A 15647-nucleotide genomic window follows, 5' to 3' on the forward strand; every position below is an offset into this window, starting at 1 on the left:
AGATGCCTGTTGCCTTGAGACGCGTGCAGATCGCCTTCTGCTGCCTCGCGATGGTCTTCCTGATCGGGCCGACGCTCGTCATCATCCCGATCTCCTTCAGCTCGGCCAACTTCCTGTCCTATCCGTTGCCGGGCTTTTCCCTGCAATGGTACGAGAAGATCCTGCAGCCGCAGCCCTGGATGTCGGCGCTCCTCAACAGCCTGATCATCGGCGTGGGCGCGACGCTGGTCTCCACGGTGCTGGGCACGCTGGCGGCGCTCGGCATGTCGCGCGGCCGGCTTCCGGCCCGCTCGATGATCCTCGCGGTGGTGATCTCGCCGATGATCGTGCCCGTCGTCATCAGCGGCGTCGGCATGTATTTCTTCTTCGCCAGGCTGGGGCTCGTCGCGTCCTTCCTGGGCCTCGTTCTCGCCCATGCGGTCCTGGCGGTGCCCTTCGTGCTGATCACGGTCACCGCCACGTTGAAGAATTTCGACATGAACCTCGTGCGGGCGGCGGCGAGCCTCGGCGCGAGCCCGTTCCATGCCTTCCGCACGGTGACGCTGCCGCTCATCGCGCCGGGCGTCATCTCGGGCGCGCTCTTCGCCTTCGTCTTCTCGTTCGACGAGGTCGTGGTCGCGCTTTTCATCAGCGGGCCGGGCCAGCGCACGCTGCCGCGTCAGATGTTCGACGGCCTCCGGGACAATATCGATCCGTCGATCCTGGCGATGTCGACATTGCTCGTGATCATCTCCATCGTCCTGATGGGGGGCGGTGCCCTGGCGCAGAAGCGCGCGGCGGCGAACCGTTCGATTGCCAATCTGTAGGGGTGAAACCATGATCATCGTGACAGGTGCCACGCACGGGATAGGGCGGGCCTGCGTGGAGAAGCTTGCAGCGGCCGGCGCCCGGGTGGTGGCGACGGGCCGCGATGCGGCGGCGGGCAGGGCGCTCGAAGAGATCGGTCCCGGCGTCACCTTCGTGCCCGGCGATGTCGGCCGCGAGGAGGACTGCCGGCGCGTCGTCGACCGCGCGCTCGATCTTGGCGGGGGCCGGCTTGCGGGTCTCGTCAACAATGCCGGCATGTCGAAGCGCATTTCCTTCGCCGCCGCCACGCAGGACGATTGGGACGAGGTGCTGGCGGTCAATGCACGCAGCACGTTCCTCTTCATCCGCCACGCGCTGGAAGGCCTGCGGCGCGGCCGGGGATCGGTCGTCAACATCGCCAGCATCGCCGGAAAGACCGGCGAGGAGGGGCTTGCCGTCTATTGCGCCTCGAAGGCCGCGGTCATCGGCCTGACGCAGGCGCTGGCGCTGGAGTTCGGCGAGGAGGTGCGCTTCAATGCGGTCTGCCCCGGCCAGATCGGAACGCGTATGATGGACAGGATCATGAGCGATGCCCTGCGCAGGAAGCAGCTCGAACTGCGCATCCCCGCCAACCGCTTCGGCGCCCCGCAGGAGGTGGCGGATGTCGTCGCCTGGCTGCTGTCGGATCAGTCGACCTATGTCAACGGCACGGTCGTGACCGTGGACGGCGGGGAAACCGCCGGCCTGCGCACCCCGCGCATCGCGCAGGTCTAGGATCAATCCGGCGCCGGGTTCACGCGGCGCCGCGTTCCTCGAAATAGCGCAGGAGACTGGGCGAGGCCCGCTGGATGTCGTTCTCGATGGCCTGGCGGGCCTTCTTCTTGTCGCCGGCCCTGAGGGCCTCGATGAGGTGCACGTGCTCCTCCGCACCGGTATAGTTGTGCGGGATTTCCCGGTAGTAGACGTTGAGGATCGGCCCCATCGAGACCCACATGCTCTCGATCTGGCCGACCAGCATCGGCATGCGCGACAGGCGGTAGACGCCGAAATGGAAGGCCCGGTTGGAGGAGCGCGCCGCCTCCAGGTTGCCGGCCTTCTCGTTCTTCACGAAGGCGGCGTGGAAGGCTTCGAGCTGCGCGAGATCGGCGGCGGTCACATGGTCGGCGGCGTGTTCCGCCGCCAGCCCCTCGAGCGCCATGCGGATCAGCTTGATCTGGATGTAGCGGGCGCGGCTGAGATCCGGCACCGTGACGAACCTGCCGGAGCGCAGTTCCAGCGCCTGCTCGCTGACGAGCCGCAGGCAGGCCTCGCGCACCGGCGTGACGCTGGTGCCGAGCTGCTCTGCCAGGTCCTGCATGAGGAGGCGGTCGCCCGGCGCGAAATTGCCGACGATGAGGCCTTCCCGCACCTTGGTGTAGATCCGGGCGGACAGGCTGCCCACCTCGCCGGGCTGCATCTCCATAACGCTCATGGGCATTCTCCTCGTCTTTATCGCAGCTCTAGCTGAAATGCCCGGAGCCGCCAATCGCTTATATCTTATCGCTCGCCATGGGCGGGGCGTTGCAAAAAGTTTCCCGCCCTCGGCGAAATTCGCTTGCATGCGCTTTCTGATAACTTATAACTTATAAAATAGCAAACACGGTTCCGGAGGCTACCTTGCATAACTCGCTGCGGGCGCGCGACATGGCGTACCACTTCCATTCCCAGACCAATCCGCGCCGGCACGAGGCCGAGGGTCCGTTGGTGATCACGGCGGGGGAGGGCTGCTATGTCGTCGACGAGATGGGAAACCGCTATCTCGAAGGTATGGGAGGCCTCTGGTGCGCCTCGCTCGGCTTCCGCAGCGAGCGCCTTGCGGATGTGGCGGCAGGCCAGATGCGCAGGCTCGCCACCTACCACACCTTCAATCACCGCTCGAACGACCCGACCGTGGAACTCGTCGAGCAGATCGCGACGCTTTCCCCCATCCCGGGCAGCAAGGTCTTCCTCGTGAATTCGGGCTCGGAAGCCAACGACACGATGATCAAGCTCGCCTGGTACTACAATGTCGCGCGCGGCAAGCCCGGCAAGCGCAAGATCATCAGCCGCAAGGGCGCCTTTCACGGCAGCACCGTCATGGGGGCGGCCCTCGGCGGGCTGCCGCACATGCATGAGAGCTTCAACATGCCCGGCCTCAACGTGATCTATACGGAAAAGCCGCACTATTACCGCAACGCCCTGCCGGACGAGAGCGAGGAGGCTTATTGCGCCCGGCTGATCGCCGCGCTGGAAGCCCTGATCGAAGCGGAAGGGCCGGAAACCATCGCCGCGATGATCGCCGAGCCGATCATGGGGGCGGGCGGCGTCGTCCCGCCGCCGGCGGGCTATTTCCCGGCGCTGCGGCAGCTTCTGACGAAGCACGACATCTTGCTTCTTTCGGACGAGGTCGTCTCCGGCTTCGGGCGAACCGGAAAGTGGTTCGGGTCCGAGGCCTGCGGCTTCGTTCCGGACATGATGTCGGTCGCCAAGGGCCTGTCCTCGGGCTACCTGCCCATCGCCGCGGCGGTGATCGGCGATCCCATCTACCAGGCGATTGCCGACGAGGCCGACCGCATCGGGGTCTTCGGCCACGGCTTCACCTATTCCGGCCATCCGGTCACCGCCGCGGTGGCGGCCGATGTGCTGCGCATCTACCGGGAAATGGACGCCCCCGGCCGGGCCGCCGACCTCGGCCGCCGGCTGTTCGCCGCGCTCGACGCGCGCATCGCGGGCCATGTCCTCGTCGGCGAGGTCAGGGGGACCGGCTTCCTTGCCGGCATCGAGCTCGTGGCCGACAAGGCCAGCCGCGCGCCCTTCGATCCCGCCTTGAAGGTCGGCGCGCTTGTCGAGCAGCGCTGCCGGGCGCATGGCGTCATGATCCGCAACATGGGCGACGTCATCTCCCTATGCCCGCCCTTCGTCATGACGCCGGAGGAGGTCGACCAGCTCGTCGACGGCATAGCGGCGGCGCTCGACGATGCCGCCGACCGGCTTGCAGCGTGAGGGCGTGACGATGGACGATTTTGGCGATCTGGACCTCGCGGCGCAGGCGGATCTCGTGAAATCGGGGCAGGTGACGGCGGGGGAGCTGGTCGAGGCGGCCATCCGGCGCGCCGAACAGGTGAACCCCGCGATCAACGCGATCATCGCACCGCTCCATGACGAGGCGCGCGCGGAAGCCGCGCATGCGGGCAGGGACAGCCTTTTCGCCGGGGCGCCCTTCCTGGTGAAGGACCTCTATTGCCACATGAAGGGCGTGCCGACCACCGGCGCATCCCGGCTGACCCGGAATTTCGTGCCCGCCCGGGACAGCGAACTGATGCGCCGCTACCGCGCGGCCGGCCTCAGCACGTTCGGCAAGACCAACCTGTGCGAATTCGGCACGCTGGGCACCACCGAGCCGAAGCTGTTCGGCCCGACGCGCAATCCCTGGAACGTCGCGCGGTCGAGCGGCGGTTCGAGCGGCGGCGCCGGCGCGGCGGTGGCGGCGGGCATCGTGCCGGCGGCGCATGGCGGCGACGGTGCGGGCTCCATCCGCATTCCCGCATCCTGCTGCGGCGTCTTCGGGCTGAAACCCTCCCGCGGGCGCATCACGCTGGGGCCGGATCTCGGCGACAGCACGGGCGGGATCGTGAACGAACATGTCCTGTCCCGCAGCGTGCGCGACAGCGCCGCCCTCCTCGACGCGACACAGGGCCCGATGCCCGGCGATCCCTACACCGCGCCGTCTCCTTCGGGCTGTTATGCGGATGCGATCCGGACGAAACCGCGCCGCCTGCGCATCGGCCTCACCACGGCCTCCCTGCTCGGCACGACGGTCGATCCCGACTGCGTGGCGGCGGCGATCGACACGGCGCGCCTGTGCGAAAGCCTCGGCCACGAGGTCGTGGACTGCGCGCCGTCGATCGACGGGGAAACCTACCGCACCCTCTACAAGCGGTTCTGGGCGATGACGGCGACGCGCGCGATCACAGCGCTGGCGCGAAGCCGCGGCGAGGACCCGTCCGCGCTCGTGGCCGAGGTGGAGAGCTTCAATCAGTATCTCTACGGCGTCGGCTCGCGGATTTCGGCCGCCGACTATCTCGTCGATCTCAACTGGTTCCACATGACGGGCAGGACGCTGGCGACTTTCCTGCTCGACGTCGATGTCTGGCTGACCCCGACGCTCGGCACGCCGCCGCCCGAACTCGGCCATTTCGATGCCGACAGGCATGGCGGCGAGGCGGTCATGGAGCGCTTCCTCGAATTTCTGGCCTTCACGACCTTCGCGAACATGGCGGGCCTGCCGGCAATGAGCGTGCCGCTCTCCTGGACGGCCGACGGCCTGCCCGTCGGCACGCAGTTCACCGGCCGGTTCGGCGACGAGGCGACATTGCTCCAGCTCGCGGCGCAACTGGAAGAGGCGCGCCCCTGGGCGCAGCGCCGTCCCGCGGTCCACGCGGCCGCATGACAGATAAAAGGGGAACCGGAATGTCATCCTCCAACTACGTCGAATTCCTCAACATCGACAAGAGCTACGACGGTCGCAACCTCGTGGTCGACGATCTCAACCTCACCATCGCGAAGGGCGAGTTCCTGACCATGCTCGGGCCGTCCGGCTCGGGAAAGACGACCAGCCTGATGATGCTGGCAGGTTTCGAGGCACCGAGTTCCGGCAGCATCCGGATCGACGGGCGATCGCTGGACGCCGTGCCGCCGCATCGACGGAACATCGGCATGGTCTTCCAGAACTATGCGCTCTTTCCCCACCTCACGGTCGCCGAAAACCTCGACTACCCCTTGCGGGTGCGCAAGATCGCGAAGGGGGAGCGGGCCCGCCGCGTTCGAAAGGCGCTGGACATGGTCCAGATGGGGGCGATGGGCGAGCGAAAGCCCGCCCAGCTCTCGGGCGGGCAGCAGCAGCGCATCGCGCTCGCCCGCGCCATCATCTTCGAGCCGGATGTGGTGCTGATGGACGAACCGCTCGGCGCGCTCGACAAGAACCTGCGCGAACATCTCCAGCTCGAGATCAAGCACCTCCACGAGCGCCTCGGCATCACCGTCGTCTATGTCACGCACGACCAGTCCGAGGCGCTGACCATGTCCGACCGCGTCGCCGTGTTCAATGCCGGCAGGATCGAGCAGCTTGCCTCGCCGAGCGAGCTCTACGAGCGTCCCGCGACCGCCTTCGTCGCCGGCTTCATCGGCGAGAACAACCGGTTCACCGGTCGGATCGTCAGCGGCGACGGGGATGAATACGGCGTGCGCACGGAGGACGGGCAGCTCATCAGCGTCTCCAGCAGCGCGGCCTTCTCGAAGGGCCAGCCCGTCATCGTCTCCCTGCGCCCGGAACGGCTCTATCTCGACCGGGCCGCGGCCTGCAGCAACCGCGTCTCCGGGACTGTCGACGAGGTCATCTATCTCGGGGACCATCGCCGGGTCCATGTCCGCTTCGGGGACAATGCGACGCTCGTCGCCAAGATCCCCAATGCCGGCATGGGCATCGATATCGCGCCCGCGCAGGCCATTTCGCTCGGCTGGAACAGCCGCGACGCCGTGCTGATCCCCGTCTGACATGAAGGCGGTCTATTCCGATAGGCACCGGCTGCACAGCCCCGGCGCCGTCGTCGAAGGCGGCGTTGCCCGGCCGAGCCGGGACGTGCCCGAACGCCTCGACGCGCTGCTGCGGGCGGTGCGGCGCGCCGGGCTTGCGGTCGTCGACGCCGTCGATCACGGCATGACGCCGCTGGCGGCCGTCCATACGGACCGCTATCTCGACTTCCTCGCCGCATCGCAAGGCGCTGGACACGGGCCGCTCGCGCCCGCCGTCTTCGAAACCCGTCCCGATGCCTACCGGCCGGACTGGTCGCCGATCGCCAAAGCGGGGTATCATCTGCGCGACCAGCTCACCCCCGTTGGCGCGGGCACATGGCAGGCCGCGTACTGGGCGGCGCAGGTGGCCCTCACCGCCGCCGCGCTCATCCGGGAGGGGGAGCGGCGGGCCTATGCCCTCTGCCGGCCGTCGGGCCATCATGCCGGCCGCGATTTCGGCGGCGGCGCGACCTATCTGAACAATGCCGCCATAGCCGCACGGGCGCTTGCCTCGTCTTTCGGGCGGACAAGCCTCATCGATGTCGACGTCCACCACGGCAACGGCACGCAGGATATATTCTGGGAGGACCCGCACACCTTCTTCGCCTCCCTGCACAGGAGCCCTGCCGGCTACTATCCGCACCTCACCGGCTTTGCCGACGAGACGGGAGGGCGATCCGCCCCGGGCCGCACGCTGAACCATCCCCTTGCGGAGGGCACGGGCGATGCGGCCTATCTCACCGCGTTCAGGACATGCCTCGACGCCGCGCTCGCCCATCGGCCCGCGGTCCTGATCGTTTCCCTCGGCTTCGACGCCCTGGCAAGCGACCCGGCCCAGGGCCTTCAATTGACCGCCGCGGCCTTCGGGACGATGGGCGACATGCTCGGGCGGCTTAATCTGCCGGTCCTGTTGATCCAGGAGGGCGGATACGATCTGGCGAACCTCGAACAGGCAGCCACCCGGTTCCTGTCGGCTTTCCGGCAGCACGGCGCGGCCGGGGACGGCGGCGCCTGCTGAGGCCGGCTACGACCAGCGCGCGAAGGATACCGACGTGGCCTTCCGTTGGGTCTGCACGCGTGTCTCGGCAGGCCTGACGGAGGTCGACACGGAGGCGGGGCGCGCCTTCTGCGCCGCGGGTCCCCCGGCGAGATCATCGAGGAACGTGTTGCACCAGGTGAAGACGTCGTTGGCGCGCAGCGTCTTCATCATGGCCTTCCAGCGCTCCCGGCGCTCCTCGACGGGCATGGCGAGGCTGCGGGCCATGGCGTCCGCGGTGCCCTCGACGTCGTAGGGATTGACGAGCACGGCCTCCTTCAGCTCCTGCGCCGCGCCGGCAAAACGGGAGAGCAGCAGGACGCCCGGGTCCTCCTCGCTCTGGGCCGCGACGAATTCCTTGGCGACGAGGTTCATGCCGTCGCGCAGCGGCGTGACCAGGGCGAGCTTGGCCATGCGGTAGAGCCCGGCCAGCGCCGGGCGGCGCAGTGAGCGGTTGATGTAGCGGATCGGCACCCAGTCGACCGTGCCGAGCGCGCCGTTCACGCGGCCGGCCTGTTCGGCGACGGCCCGCTGCATCGCCTCGTATTCCGGCACTTCGGAGCGTGATTTCGGCGTGATCTGCAGCAGCGTCACCTTTCGCTGGCTGTCGGGGTGGCGGTTGAGGAAGGATTCGAGCGCGTCGATGCGCTGGGTGATGCCCTTGGAATAATCGAGCCGGTCGACGCCGATGATGAGCTGCTTGCCGTCGAGGCTCTGCAGCATGCGCCTGTGCAGCGCGGTCTCGGCTGCCCGTTTCGCCAGCGCGGCGAAATCGTCCGTCTCGATGCCGATCGGATAGGACCGGGCGGTGAACGCCCGCTCGCCGACGACGAAGCGGAACGTATCGAGCCGCTTGCCGAGGCCGCGCCGGAAAAGGCAATCGGCGAAGTTCTCGCAATCGTGTTCCGTCTGGAAGCCGAGCACGTCATAGGCCGTCAGGCTCGTCAGGATCTCCTCGTGCACGGGCATGGCGTGGAAGACGTCGGGCGCCGGCCAGGGGATGTGCAGGAAGAAGCCGATCCGGTTGGTCACGCCCTGCCGGCGCAGTTCGGCGGCCAGCGGGATGAGATGGTAGTCGTGGATCCAGATCAGGTCGTCCGGCTCGATGAGCGGCAGGAGGCGGTTTGCGAAGAAGCGGTTCACGCGGAAATAGCCGGCCATTTCGCGCCGGCCGTATTCGGCAAGGTCCAGCCGGTAGTGGCAGATCGGCCAGAGCACCCGGTTTGCAAAGCCCTGGTAGTATTCCTCGACGTCGCGCTCGGTGAGGTCGGTGAGCGCGTATTCGATATTGCCCTCCTTCAGCCTCTGCAGCGGCCCGACCGCATCGTCCGCGCAGGACCGGCCGGACCAGCCGAGCCAGAGCCCGCCGCGCGCCTCCAGCGCTGTCTGAAGGGCGACGGCGAGGCCGCCGGCGGGCGCAGTCCCGCTCTTGTCGGGAATGGGAACGCGGTTTGAAACGACGACGAGACGAGCCATGAAATCGGTACTACCTTGTGGGCCGCGCCCCTCATTGCATGAGGGCTTTGCGAGGGCGCGTTGAACCCGAAAAAGAGGAATTTTGCGCCAGCGGGCAGCACTGGCGGACTTTTTCGCAATGCACCGTAAACGGCCGGGGGCCGGGAAGGTTCCCTAAACCGGCGATTTTGCCATCTCGCGGGGCCGTTTCCGCGGCTCGGCCCGCCCCCGGGACGGGGCGCTTCAAGGGCGCTGGAGGGCGGCGTCCTCCTCGCCCTGCCGTTCCCGGTGGCGGGGGCCCCTGGGGAACCATCCGGCGACGCGCGCGCCGACCGGGTCGAGCAGCGTCAGCACCACGGGCACGAAGACGAGCGTCAGGAGCGTGGAGGAGATGAGGCCGCCGATGACGGCGTGGGCCATCGGGGCGCGCTGCTCGCCGCCCTCGCCGAGGCCGATGGCCATCGGCAGCATGCCGAAGATCATCGCCAGCGTCGTCATGATGATCGGCCGCAGGCGCACCGCGCCGGCATCCGCCAGGCTGTCCTGGAGGCTCTTGCCTTCTCGCCGGCCCTGGTTGGAATAGTCGACGAGCAGGATCGCGTTCTTGGTGACGAGGCCCATCAGCATGATGAAGCCGATGATCGAGAACATGTTGAGCGTCGAGCCGGTGACGAGAAGGCCGATCAAGACGCCGATCAGCGACAGCGGCAGCGTCATCATGATGGCGACGGGCTGGAGGAAGGACCCGAACTGCGAGGCGAGGATGATGTAGATGAAGATGACGGCAAGGGCGAGCGACTGGAGCGCATAGCCCATGCTCTCCTGAAGGTTTTCCGCATCGCCGCCGAAGCTGATGCGGTAGCGCGCCGGGATCTGCATCTTCTCGATGGCGGCGTTGAGGTCCGCCGTCACGTCGCCGAGCGCGCGCCCCTCGATATTGCTCTCGATCCGGATCTCGCGTGAGAGGTCCTTGCGCGTGATGGCGTCGGGTGCGGTGCTTTCGATGACGTCGGCCACCTGGTCGAGCAGAACGGTGATCGGCTTGCCGTTCTCGTCCGTCCGGCCGGTGGCGATGGTGAGGTCGCGAAGCTGCGCGGCATCGCGCCGGCCCGTCGCCGGCAGGCGCACCACGACATCGTAGGTCTCCCCGTCCGGCGCGTTCCAGACGGATATGGCATCGCCCGCCACCAGCGGGCGCAGGGTATCGCCGATGGCCGCGATCGAGACGTCGAGGTCGCTCGCCGCCTCGTGGCGGATCCGCACGGCGAGCGTCGGGCGCTTGTTCTCGATCGACGATTCGACCTCCGTCGCTCCGGGGATGGCGGCAAGGGCGGTGGTGATCTCGTTGGAGATGCGGCGCAGCTCCGCCTCGCCGTCGCCGAGCACGGAGAGCTGGAGCGGCTTTTGGGACGAGCCCATGCCCGTGTTCTGGCCGATGGAGACCTCCAGGCCGGCAATGGAGGCGAGGCGCTTGCGGAACGGCTCCATGCTGGCCGCCGTCGTCACCGAGCGCTCGGTGCTCGGCTTGAGCTGGACGGCCACCGTCGCCTCGTTGAAGCCGCGCGCCCCGCCGGCATTGATGGTGGAATAGATGGTGTCGACATAGTCGAACTCGCGCAGCGCCCGTTCGACCTGGCCGACCTTCGCCGCCATGTAGTCCAGCGACGCGCCCTCGGTGGCCTTCAGCGCGATGGAGACCTCGCCCTGGTCGGCCGGCGGCAGGAATTCCGCGCCGATGCGCGGCACGAGCATCAGGCTTGCGAAGAACAGCGCAATGACCACGAAGACCGTCGTCTTGCGATAGCGGAAGGTCCAGCGGATGAGCCGGCGATACCGGTCGGCGAGGCGCTCGAACCAGCGGTCGAACCGCGCGATCAGCCGCCCGAGCAGGCCTCGCTTGGCGTTCACCTCTGACTGCGGATCGTACCAGACGCTCGACAGCATCGGGTCGAGCGTGAAGGACACGAAGAGCGAGATGAGCACCGCGACGGCGACGGTCACGCCGAACTGCAGGAAGAACCGGCCGATGAGCCCGCCCATGAAGGCGACGGGCAGGAAGACCGCGACGATGCAGAGCGTGGTGGCAAGAACCGCAAGGCCGATCTCGTTCGTGCCGTCGAGGGCGGCATCCACATGGCTCTTGCCCATGTGCAGATGGCGCGTGATGTTCTCGCGCACGACGATCGCGTCGTCGATCAGGATGCCGATCGACAGCGACAGCGCCATGAGCGTCATGGTGTTGAGCGTGAAGCCGAGCGCATGGATGAGGGCGAAGGTGCCGATCACCGAGATCGGCAGGGTCAGCCCGGTGATGACGGTCGAGCGCCAGGAATTGAGGAACAGGAAGACGATCACCACGGTGAGCACGCCGCCCTCGATCAGGGTGCGCTGGACCTCCTGCACCTGGGCGGCGATGGGCCGGGAATTGTCGCGCGTCACCTTCAGCTCGACGCCCTCGCGGGCAAGCTCGACATTCAGCGCCGCGATCTCCTTGCGCAGTTCCCGCGCCACTTCCACGGTGTTGGCGCCCTGCACCTTGACGACGTCCAGCCCCAGCGAGGGCATGCCCTGGTAGGTGGCGCGGCTCGTCACCTCGGCGCCGATGTCGAGGATCGTCGCGACGTCGGACAGATAGACCGGATAGCCGCCGCTCTGCGCGACGATGATGCCGTTGAAGCCCGCCACATCCGGCACGCGGCCCTCGACGGTGACGATGCGCTGGTTGATGCCGGAGATCAGCGTGCCGGCGGCGCGGTCCTGGTTCTCCTTGCGGATGGCGTCCATGACGGAGGTGACCGCGATGCCATAGGCTTCGAGGCGGTCGGGATCGACCATCACGAGCACCTGGCGCTCGCTGCCGCCGACCAGCGAGATCTGGCCGACGCCGGCGATGACGCTGAGCCGGTTGGTGATCACGCGGTTGGCGAGCGTGGTGATCTCCGAAAGCGTGCGCTTCGAGGACGAGGCGGCGATGGAGAGGATGGGCGCGTCGTCCGGATTGAAGCGGGTGACCTGCGGCGTGTCCACCGCGTCGGGGAAGCTCGCCTCCAGCCGCGCGACGCGGTCGCGCACCTCTTGGGCGGCCACCTGCGAATCCACGTCGAGCTCGAACTGCACGACGACGACGGAGCGGCCCTCGTAGGATTCGGAGATGATCGTGTCGATGCCGCCGATCGTGTTCAGCGCCGTCTCGATCGGGCGCGACACTTCGCTTTCCACGGTCGAGGGCGAGGCGCCCGTATAGCTCGCGGTGACGACGACGATGGGAAGGTCGGTCTCGGGGAACTGGTCGACGCCGAGGCGGAAATAGGAGAACAGCCCGATGACCAGGATCGTCACCATCATCATGGTGGCGAAGACGGGATGGCGGACGCTGATGCGCGTGAGGAACATCGCTTACAGCCCCTCGACGACGACCGGCATGCCCGCTTCCAGCGCCGGCAGCGGCGCGGAAACGACGACGTCGCCGGTTTCAAGCCCCGAGACCGCGACGAGGCCCCGGTCCGTCCATGCCGTGCCGAGCACGACCGGCTGGCGGCGCAGCACGCCCTCCGTCACCTTGAGCACGAAGCTGCCCGTCTGGTCCTGGCGGATCGCCGCGTTGGGCAGGGCGATGACGCCCTTCCGCTCGTCGACCTTGAGGATGCCCGTCGTGAACATGCCGCCCTTCAGCGTGCGGTCGTTGTTGTCGATCGCCAGGAAGACCCGTACCGCCCGCGAGCCGGCGACGGCGGTGGGCGAAATGCGCGTGACGGCGCCGGAGAAGGTCCTGTCCGCAAAACCCTCGACCGTGAGCTCGACCGGCTGGCCGACCCGCACCATGGGAATGCGGCTGGTCGGCACGCCCGCATCCACCTCCATCCTGGAGAGATCGACGATGGTGAGGAGCTCGGTGTTGAGCGCCACCGTCTGGTCCTGCTCGACGGGGCGCGAGGCGACGACGCCGTCGAACACGGCGCGGACCTGCGCATCGGCGAGGTCGCGCTCGGCATCCGCGATCTCGGCCTGCTTCGAGCGAAGCTGGGCGGCGAGATTGGCGACATTGGCCTCGGCCTCCAGGGTCGCCGCCTCCGTGGACGCGCCGCTCTGCCCGAGGCTGGTGGTGCGGCGCAGGACGGATTCGGCGAGCTGCAGTTGCGCGGCCAGGGCCTCCGCCGAAGCCCGGCGCACGGTCAGCGTGGATTCGAGCGCCCGCGTGTCGAAGCGCACGAGAAGGTCTCCCTTGCGGACGACATCGCCGACCTTGACGGGCAGCTCGACGATCGTCGAGGCGACGCGCGCGGCGAGCGTCGACCGGCGGATCGGCGCCAGCGATCCGGAGATCCGCACGTCGCTGGCAATGTCGCGCGGCTCGACGCGCGTGACGTCGACGCCGGCCAGTTCCAGCGGCGGGCTGGAAGCATCCGCCGTCTGCGCCCATGCGGCCTGAGATCCGCCGGTGGCTACCGTGATCAAAAGCCAGACGGCCCCGGCCGCGCTGGACCATGCCTTGTTGCGTGCGAACATTGTTGCTCCGAATGACAGCCGGCGGTGTTGGACCGGTACGTAGAGTTTCGGCTGCGTACAATCCAGGAATGAAAAGCGAAGATAGAAAAAATCTTGGCGATAGTGCGGGAGCGCCCCGCATTGCGATGACGCGGCTCTTTTTTCAACCAGATGCGGGCTTTTGCAAGGCGGAAAACGAGGCCGGCGACAGGGCCGCCGGTCAGAACCTGCGGCAGGTGCAGGCCTCGTAGCCGCCGGCAAACAGCCGGCCCGCCTTCATGCCGATCCGCGCCGGCACGTCCTGCACGCTGTCCACCTTGAGCGATCGCGCGATCGAGAGGGCGGCCTCCGCGCAGACCGCGGCGTCCTCGGCCGCATTGTGGTGCGCGAAGCTCAGGCCGAGATGGGCGGCGAGCACGTTGAGCTTGTGGGATCCGAGATCGGGCCAGACCTTCTGCGCCATCTTCACCGAGCAGAGATAACGAAGCTCGGGATAGCCTTGCCGGTACTGATCGAGGCAGGCGCGCCAGACGCTGAAATCGAACGCCGCGTTGTGGGCGATCATCGTGGCGTTCCGGAAATCGTCGGCGAACTCGTCCATGACCTCGGGAAACTCGCCCGCGTCCTCGACATGTTCCGGCCGGATGCCGTGGATCGCGATGTTGAAGGAGGAAAAGCGCATGCTCTTCGGTCGTATCAGCCGCTCCTCGACGCGCACCACCCGCCCGTTCTCGATCCAGGCGAGGCCGACCGAGCAGGCGCTGGCCCGCTGTTCATTGGCTGTCTCGAAATCGATCGCGATGGTCTTCAAGGATGTTCCGGTCCCGTTGTGTGCGTCCTGCTCTAGCGGCACCCGGGCGATTCGGCAAAAGGCAAAGGCGGAAGGCCCGCCCTCTTCGGTCCACGCAAGCGCCCTGATGAAGGCGCCAGGGGCATCGCAGCGAAGTCATCGCACCGCCCTTTCCGGCTGGGCGGCTACGGTGTCTCCATCGTGCGGCGGGCGATCATCCGGGCGATCGGGATGGCGGAGGTGGCGGCGGGGGAGGGCGCGTTGCAGACATGCAGCATGCGCTCCGTCTGGACGAACAGGAAATCGTGGATGAGCGCGCCGTCCCTCCCCACCGCCTGGGCGCGGATGCCGGCCTCGTGCGGCAGGAGATCGGCAAGCCCGAGGCCCGGGCAGTATTTCCGGCATTGCGCGAGATAGCCCGGTTTCCAGAGCGAGTTGCGCAGCTCCGTCACGGCCGATTTCCGGTTGGCGAACACGGTCTTCCAGAAGCCGGGGAACAGCGCGTAGTCGGCCATGTCGGAAAGGTTGACGGAAAGGCGCGGATAGCCCTCGCGGGCAAAGCCGATCACGGCATTGGGCCCGACCGTCACGCTGCCGTCGATCATCCGCGTCAGGTGGACGCCGAGGAAGGGCAAGGCGGGATCGGGGACGGGGTAGATGAGGTGGCGGACGATGTCGTTCCTGTCGGCGGGAAGGCGGTAATATTCGCCGCGGAAGGGCACGATGCGGTGCTCGATCGCCAGGCCGGCGAGAAGGGCGAGCCGGTCCGACTGGAGGCCGCCGCAGACCACCAGCTTGCGCGCCTGCCAGCTTCCGCCTTCCGACCCGATGGTCACCGCGTCCGGTGCCTCGCGAATGCCGGTCACGCGGGTGGACAGGCGGATCTCGCCGCCGAGGGCCGCAATGCGGCGTCCCATGGCCTCGCAGACCTCGGCATAGCTGACGATGCCGGTCGCGGGAACGAAGAGCGCCCCGCGGCCGCGGATATTCGGCTCGCGTTCCTTCAACTCGCCCGCGCCGAGGCGGTGCACCTCGATCGTGTTCTGCTTCGAGCGTTCGTAAAGCGCGTCCATGCGCTGCATTTCGAGATCGGAGGTGGCGACGAGAAGCTTGCCGCAGGTCTCGAAGCGGATGCCGTTCTCGGCGCAGAAGGCCTTGGTGGCGGCCGCGCCCTCGCGGCACAGTTCGGCCTTCAGGCTGCCGGGCGGATAGTAGATGCCGGCATGGATGACGCCGCTGTTGTGGCCGGTCTGGTGCCGGCCGAGCGCCGCCTCCTTCTCCAGGAGGACCAGGCTGCTGCCGGGACGATCCTCCAGAAGCCGCATGGCCGTTGCCAGCCCGACGATGCCGCCGCCGATGACGCAGTAATCGTATTTCATGTGTCTTGCCTCTCGGCGGCGGACTATGCGCCAACCGTCCGGCATCCGCTATAGCCCCGCGCCATCCCGGCGTAATCCTGCCCTGCTGAAGGCGGGCCATCGCCTATGGAAGGAAACTGCTGCCTTC

General features: G+C 67.5%; 12 protein-coding genes. 6 read left to right on the plus strand and 6 right to left on the minus strand.

Features of this window, described 5'->3' with window-relative positions:
• Positions 1–2 precede the first annotated feature (2 nt).
• Both shn_RS26200 and shn_RS26205 read left to right on the plus strand, forming a co-directional pair.
• Entirely contained in the window at positions 3–806 is an 804-nt protein-coding gene (locus tag shn_RS26200) for an ABC transporter permease (RefSeq protein WP_064333469.1), read from the plus strand.
• A 10-nt stretch (positions 807–816) separates the two neighbouring features.
• On the plus strand, positions 817–1560 hold the full coding sequence (locus tag shn_RS26205) for an SDR family NAD(P)-dependent oxidoreductase (protein ID WP_064333470.1): 744 nt from the start codon (positions 817–819) through the stop codon (positions 1558–1560).
• 19 nt (positions 1561–1579) lie between these two features.
• Here shn_RS26205 and shn_RS26210 read toward each other — a convergent pair whose 3' ends face one another.
• Entirely contained in the window at positions 1580–2257 is a 678-nt protein-coding gene (locus tag shn_RS26210; protein WP_064333471.1) for a GntR family transcriptional regulator, read from the minus strand.
• A gap of 212 nt (positions 2258–2469) precedes the next feature.
• Here shn_RS26210 and shn_RS26215 point away from each other — a divergent pair, with 212 nt between their 5' ends.
• From shn_RS26215 to shn_RS26230, 4 genes are read left to right on the plus strand one after another with little or no spacing between them, the layout of a single operon-like run.
• Complete coding sequence (locus shn_RS26215; protein WP_064333472.1) at positions 2470–3807, plus strand: aminotransferase; 1338 nt, start codon at positions 2470–2472, stop codon at positions 3805–3807.
• Positions 3782–5254, plus strand: coding sequence for an amidase (locus shn_RS26220; protein WP_245337487.1), 1473 nt, complete (start codon positions 3782–3784; stop codon positions 5252–5254). The genes shn_RS26215 and shn_RS26220 overlap by 26 nt, the downstream gene beginning before the upstream one ends.
• A 20-nt stretch (positions 5255–5274) precedes the next feature.
• Positions 5275–6357, plus strand: coding sequence for an ABC transporter ATP-binding protein (locus tag shn_RS26225; protein ID WP_064333473.1), 1083 nt, complete (start codon positions 5275–5277; stop codon positions 6355–6357).
• Between the two features lies 1 nt (position 6358).
• On the plus strand, positions 6359–7393 hold the full coding sequence (locus shn_RS26230) for a histone deacetylase family protein (RefSeq protein ID WP_064333474.1): 1035 nt from the start codon (positions 6359–6361) through the stop codon (positions 7391–7393).
• A gap of 6 nt (positions 7394–7399) precedes the next feature.
• On the opposite strand, the gene otsA is transcribed toward shn_RS26230, so the two are convergent.
• From otsA to lhgO, 5 genes are all read right to left on the minus strand, one after another.
• Complete coding sequence (otsA, locus tag shn_RS26235) at positions 7400–8887, minus strand: alpha,alpha-trehalose-phosphate synthase (UDP-forming) (RefSeq protein ID WP_084438520.1); 1488 nt, start codon at positions 8885–8887, stop codon at positions 7400–7402.
• Positions 8888–9109: 222 nt separating this feature from the next.
• The gene (locus shn_RS26240) at positions 9110–12259 is read right to left on the minus strand and encodes an efflux RND transporter permease subunit (protein ID WP_064333475.1); all 3150 of its coding nucleotides are present in this window, start codon (positions 12257–12259) and stop codon (positions 9110–9112) included.
• Positions 12260–12262: 3 nt separating this feature from the next.
• Positions 12263–13372, minus strand: coding sequence for an efflux RND transporter periplasmic adaptor subunit (locus tag shn_RS26245; protein ID WP_064333476.1), 1110 nt, complete (start codon positions 13370–13372; stop codon positions 12263–12265).
• Positions 13373–13571: 199 nt separating this feature from the next.
• Positions 13572–14162 carry a 3'-5' exonuclease gene (locus shn_RS26250; RefSeq protein WP_064333477.1) on the minus strand — a complete coding sequence of 197 codons (591 nt, stop codon included), beginning with the start codon at positions 14160–14162 and terminating at the stop codon, positions 13572–13574.
• Positions 14163–14326: 164 nt separating this feature from the next.
• Complete coding sequence (gene lhgO / locus shn_RS26255) at positions 14327–15520, minus strand: L-2-hydroxyglutarate oxidase (RefSeq protein WP_064333478.1); 1194 nt, start codon at positions 15518–15520, stop codon at positions 14327–14329.
• Positions 15521–15647 lie beyond the last annotated feature (127 nt).

The sequence above is a fragment of the Shinella sp. HZN7 genome (genome assembly GCF_001652565.1).
In the GTDB taxonomy this organism is placed as follows: domain Bacteria; phylum Pseudomonadota; class Alphaproteobacteria; order Rhizobiales; family Rhizobiaceae; genus Shinella; species Shinella granuli.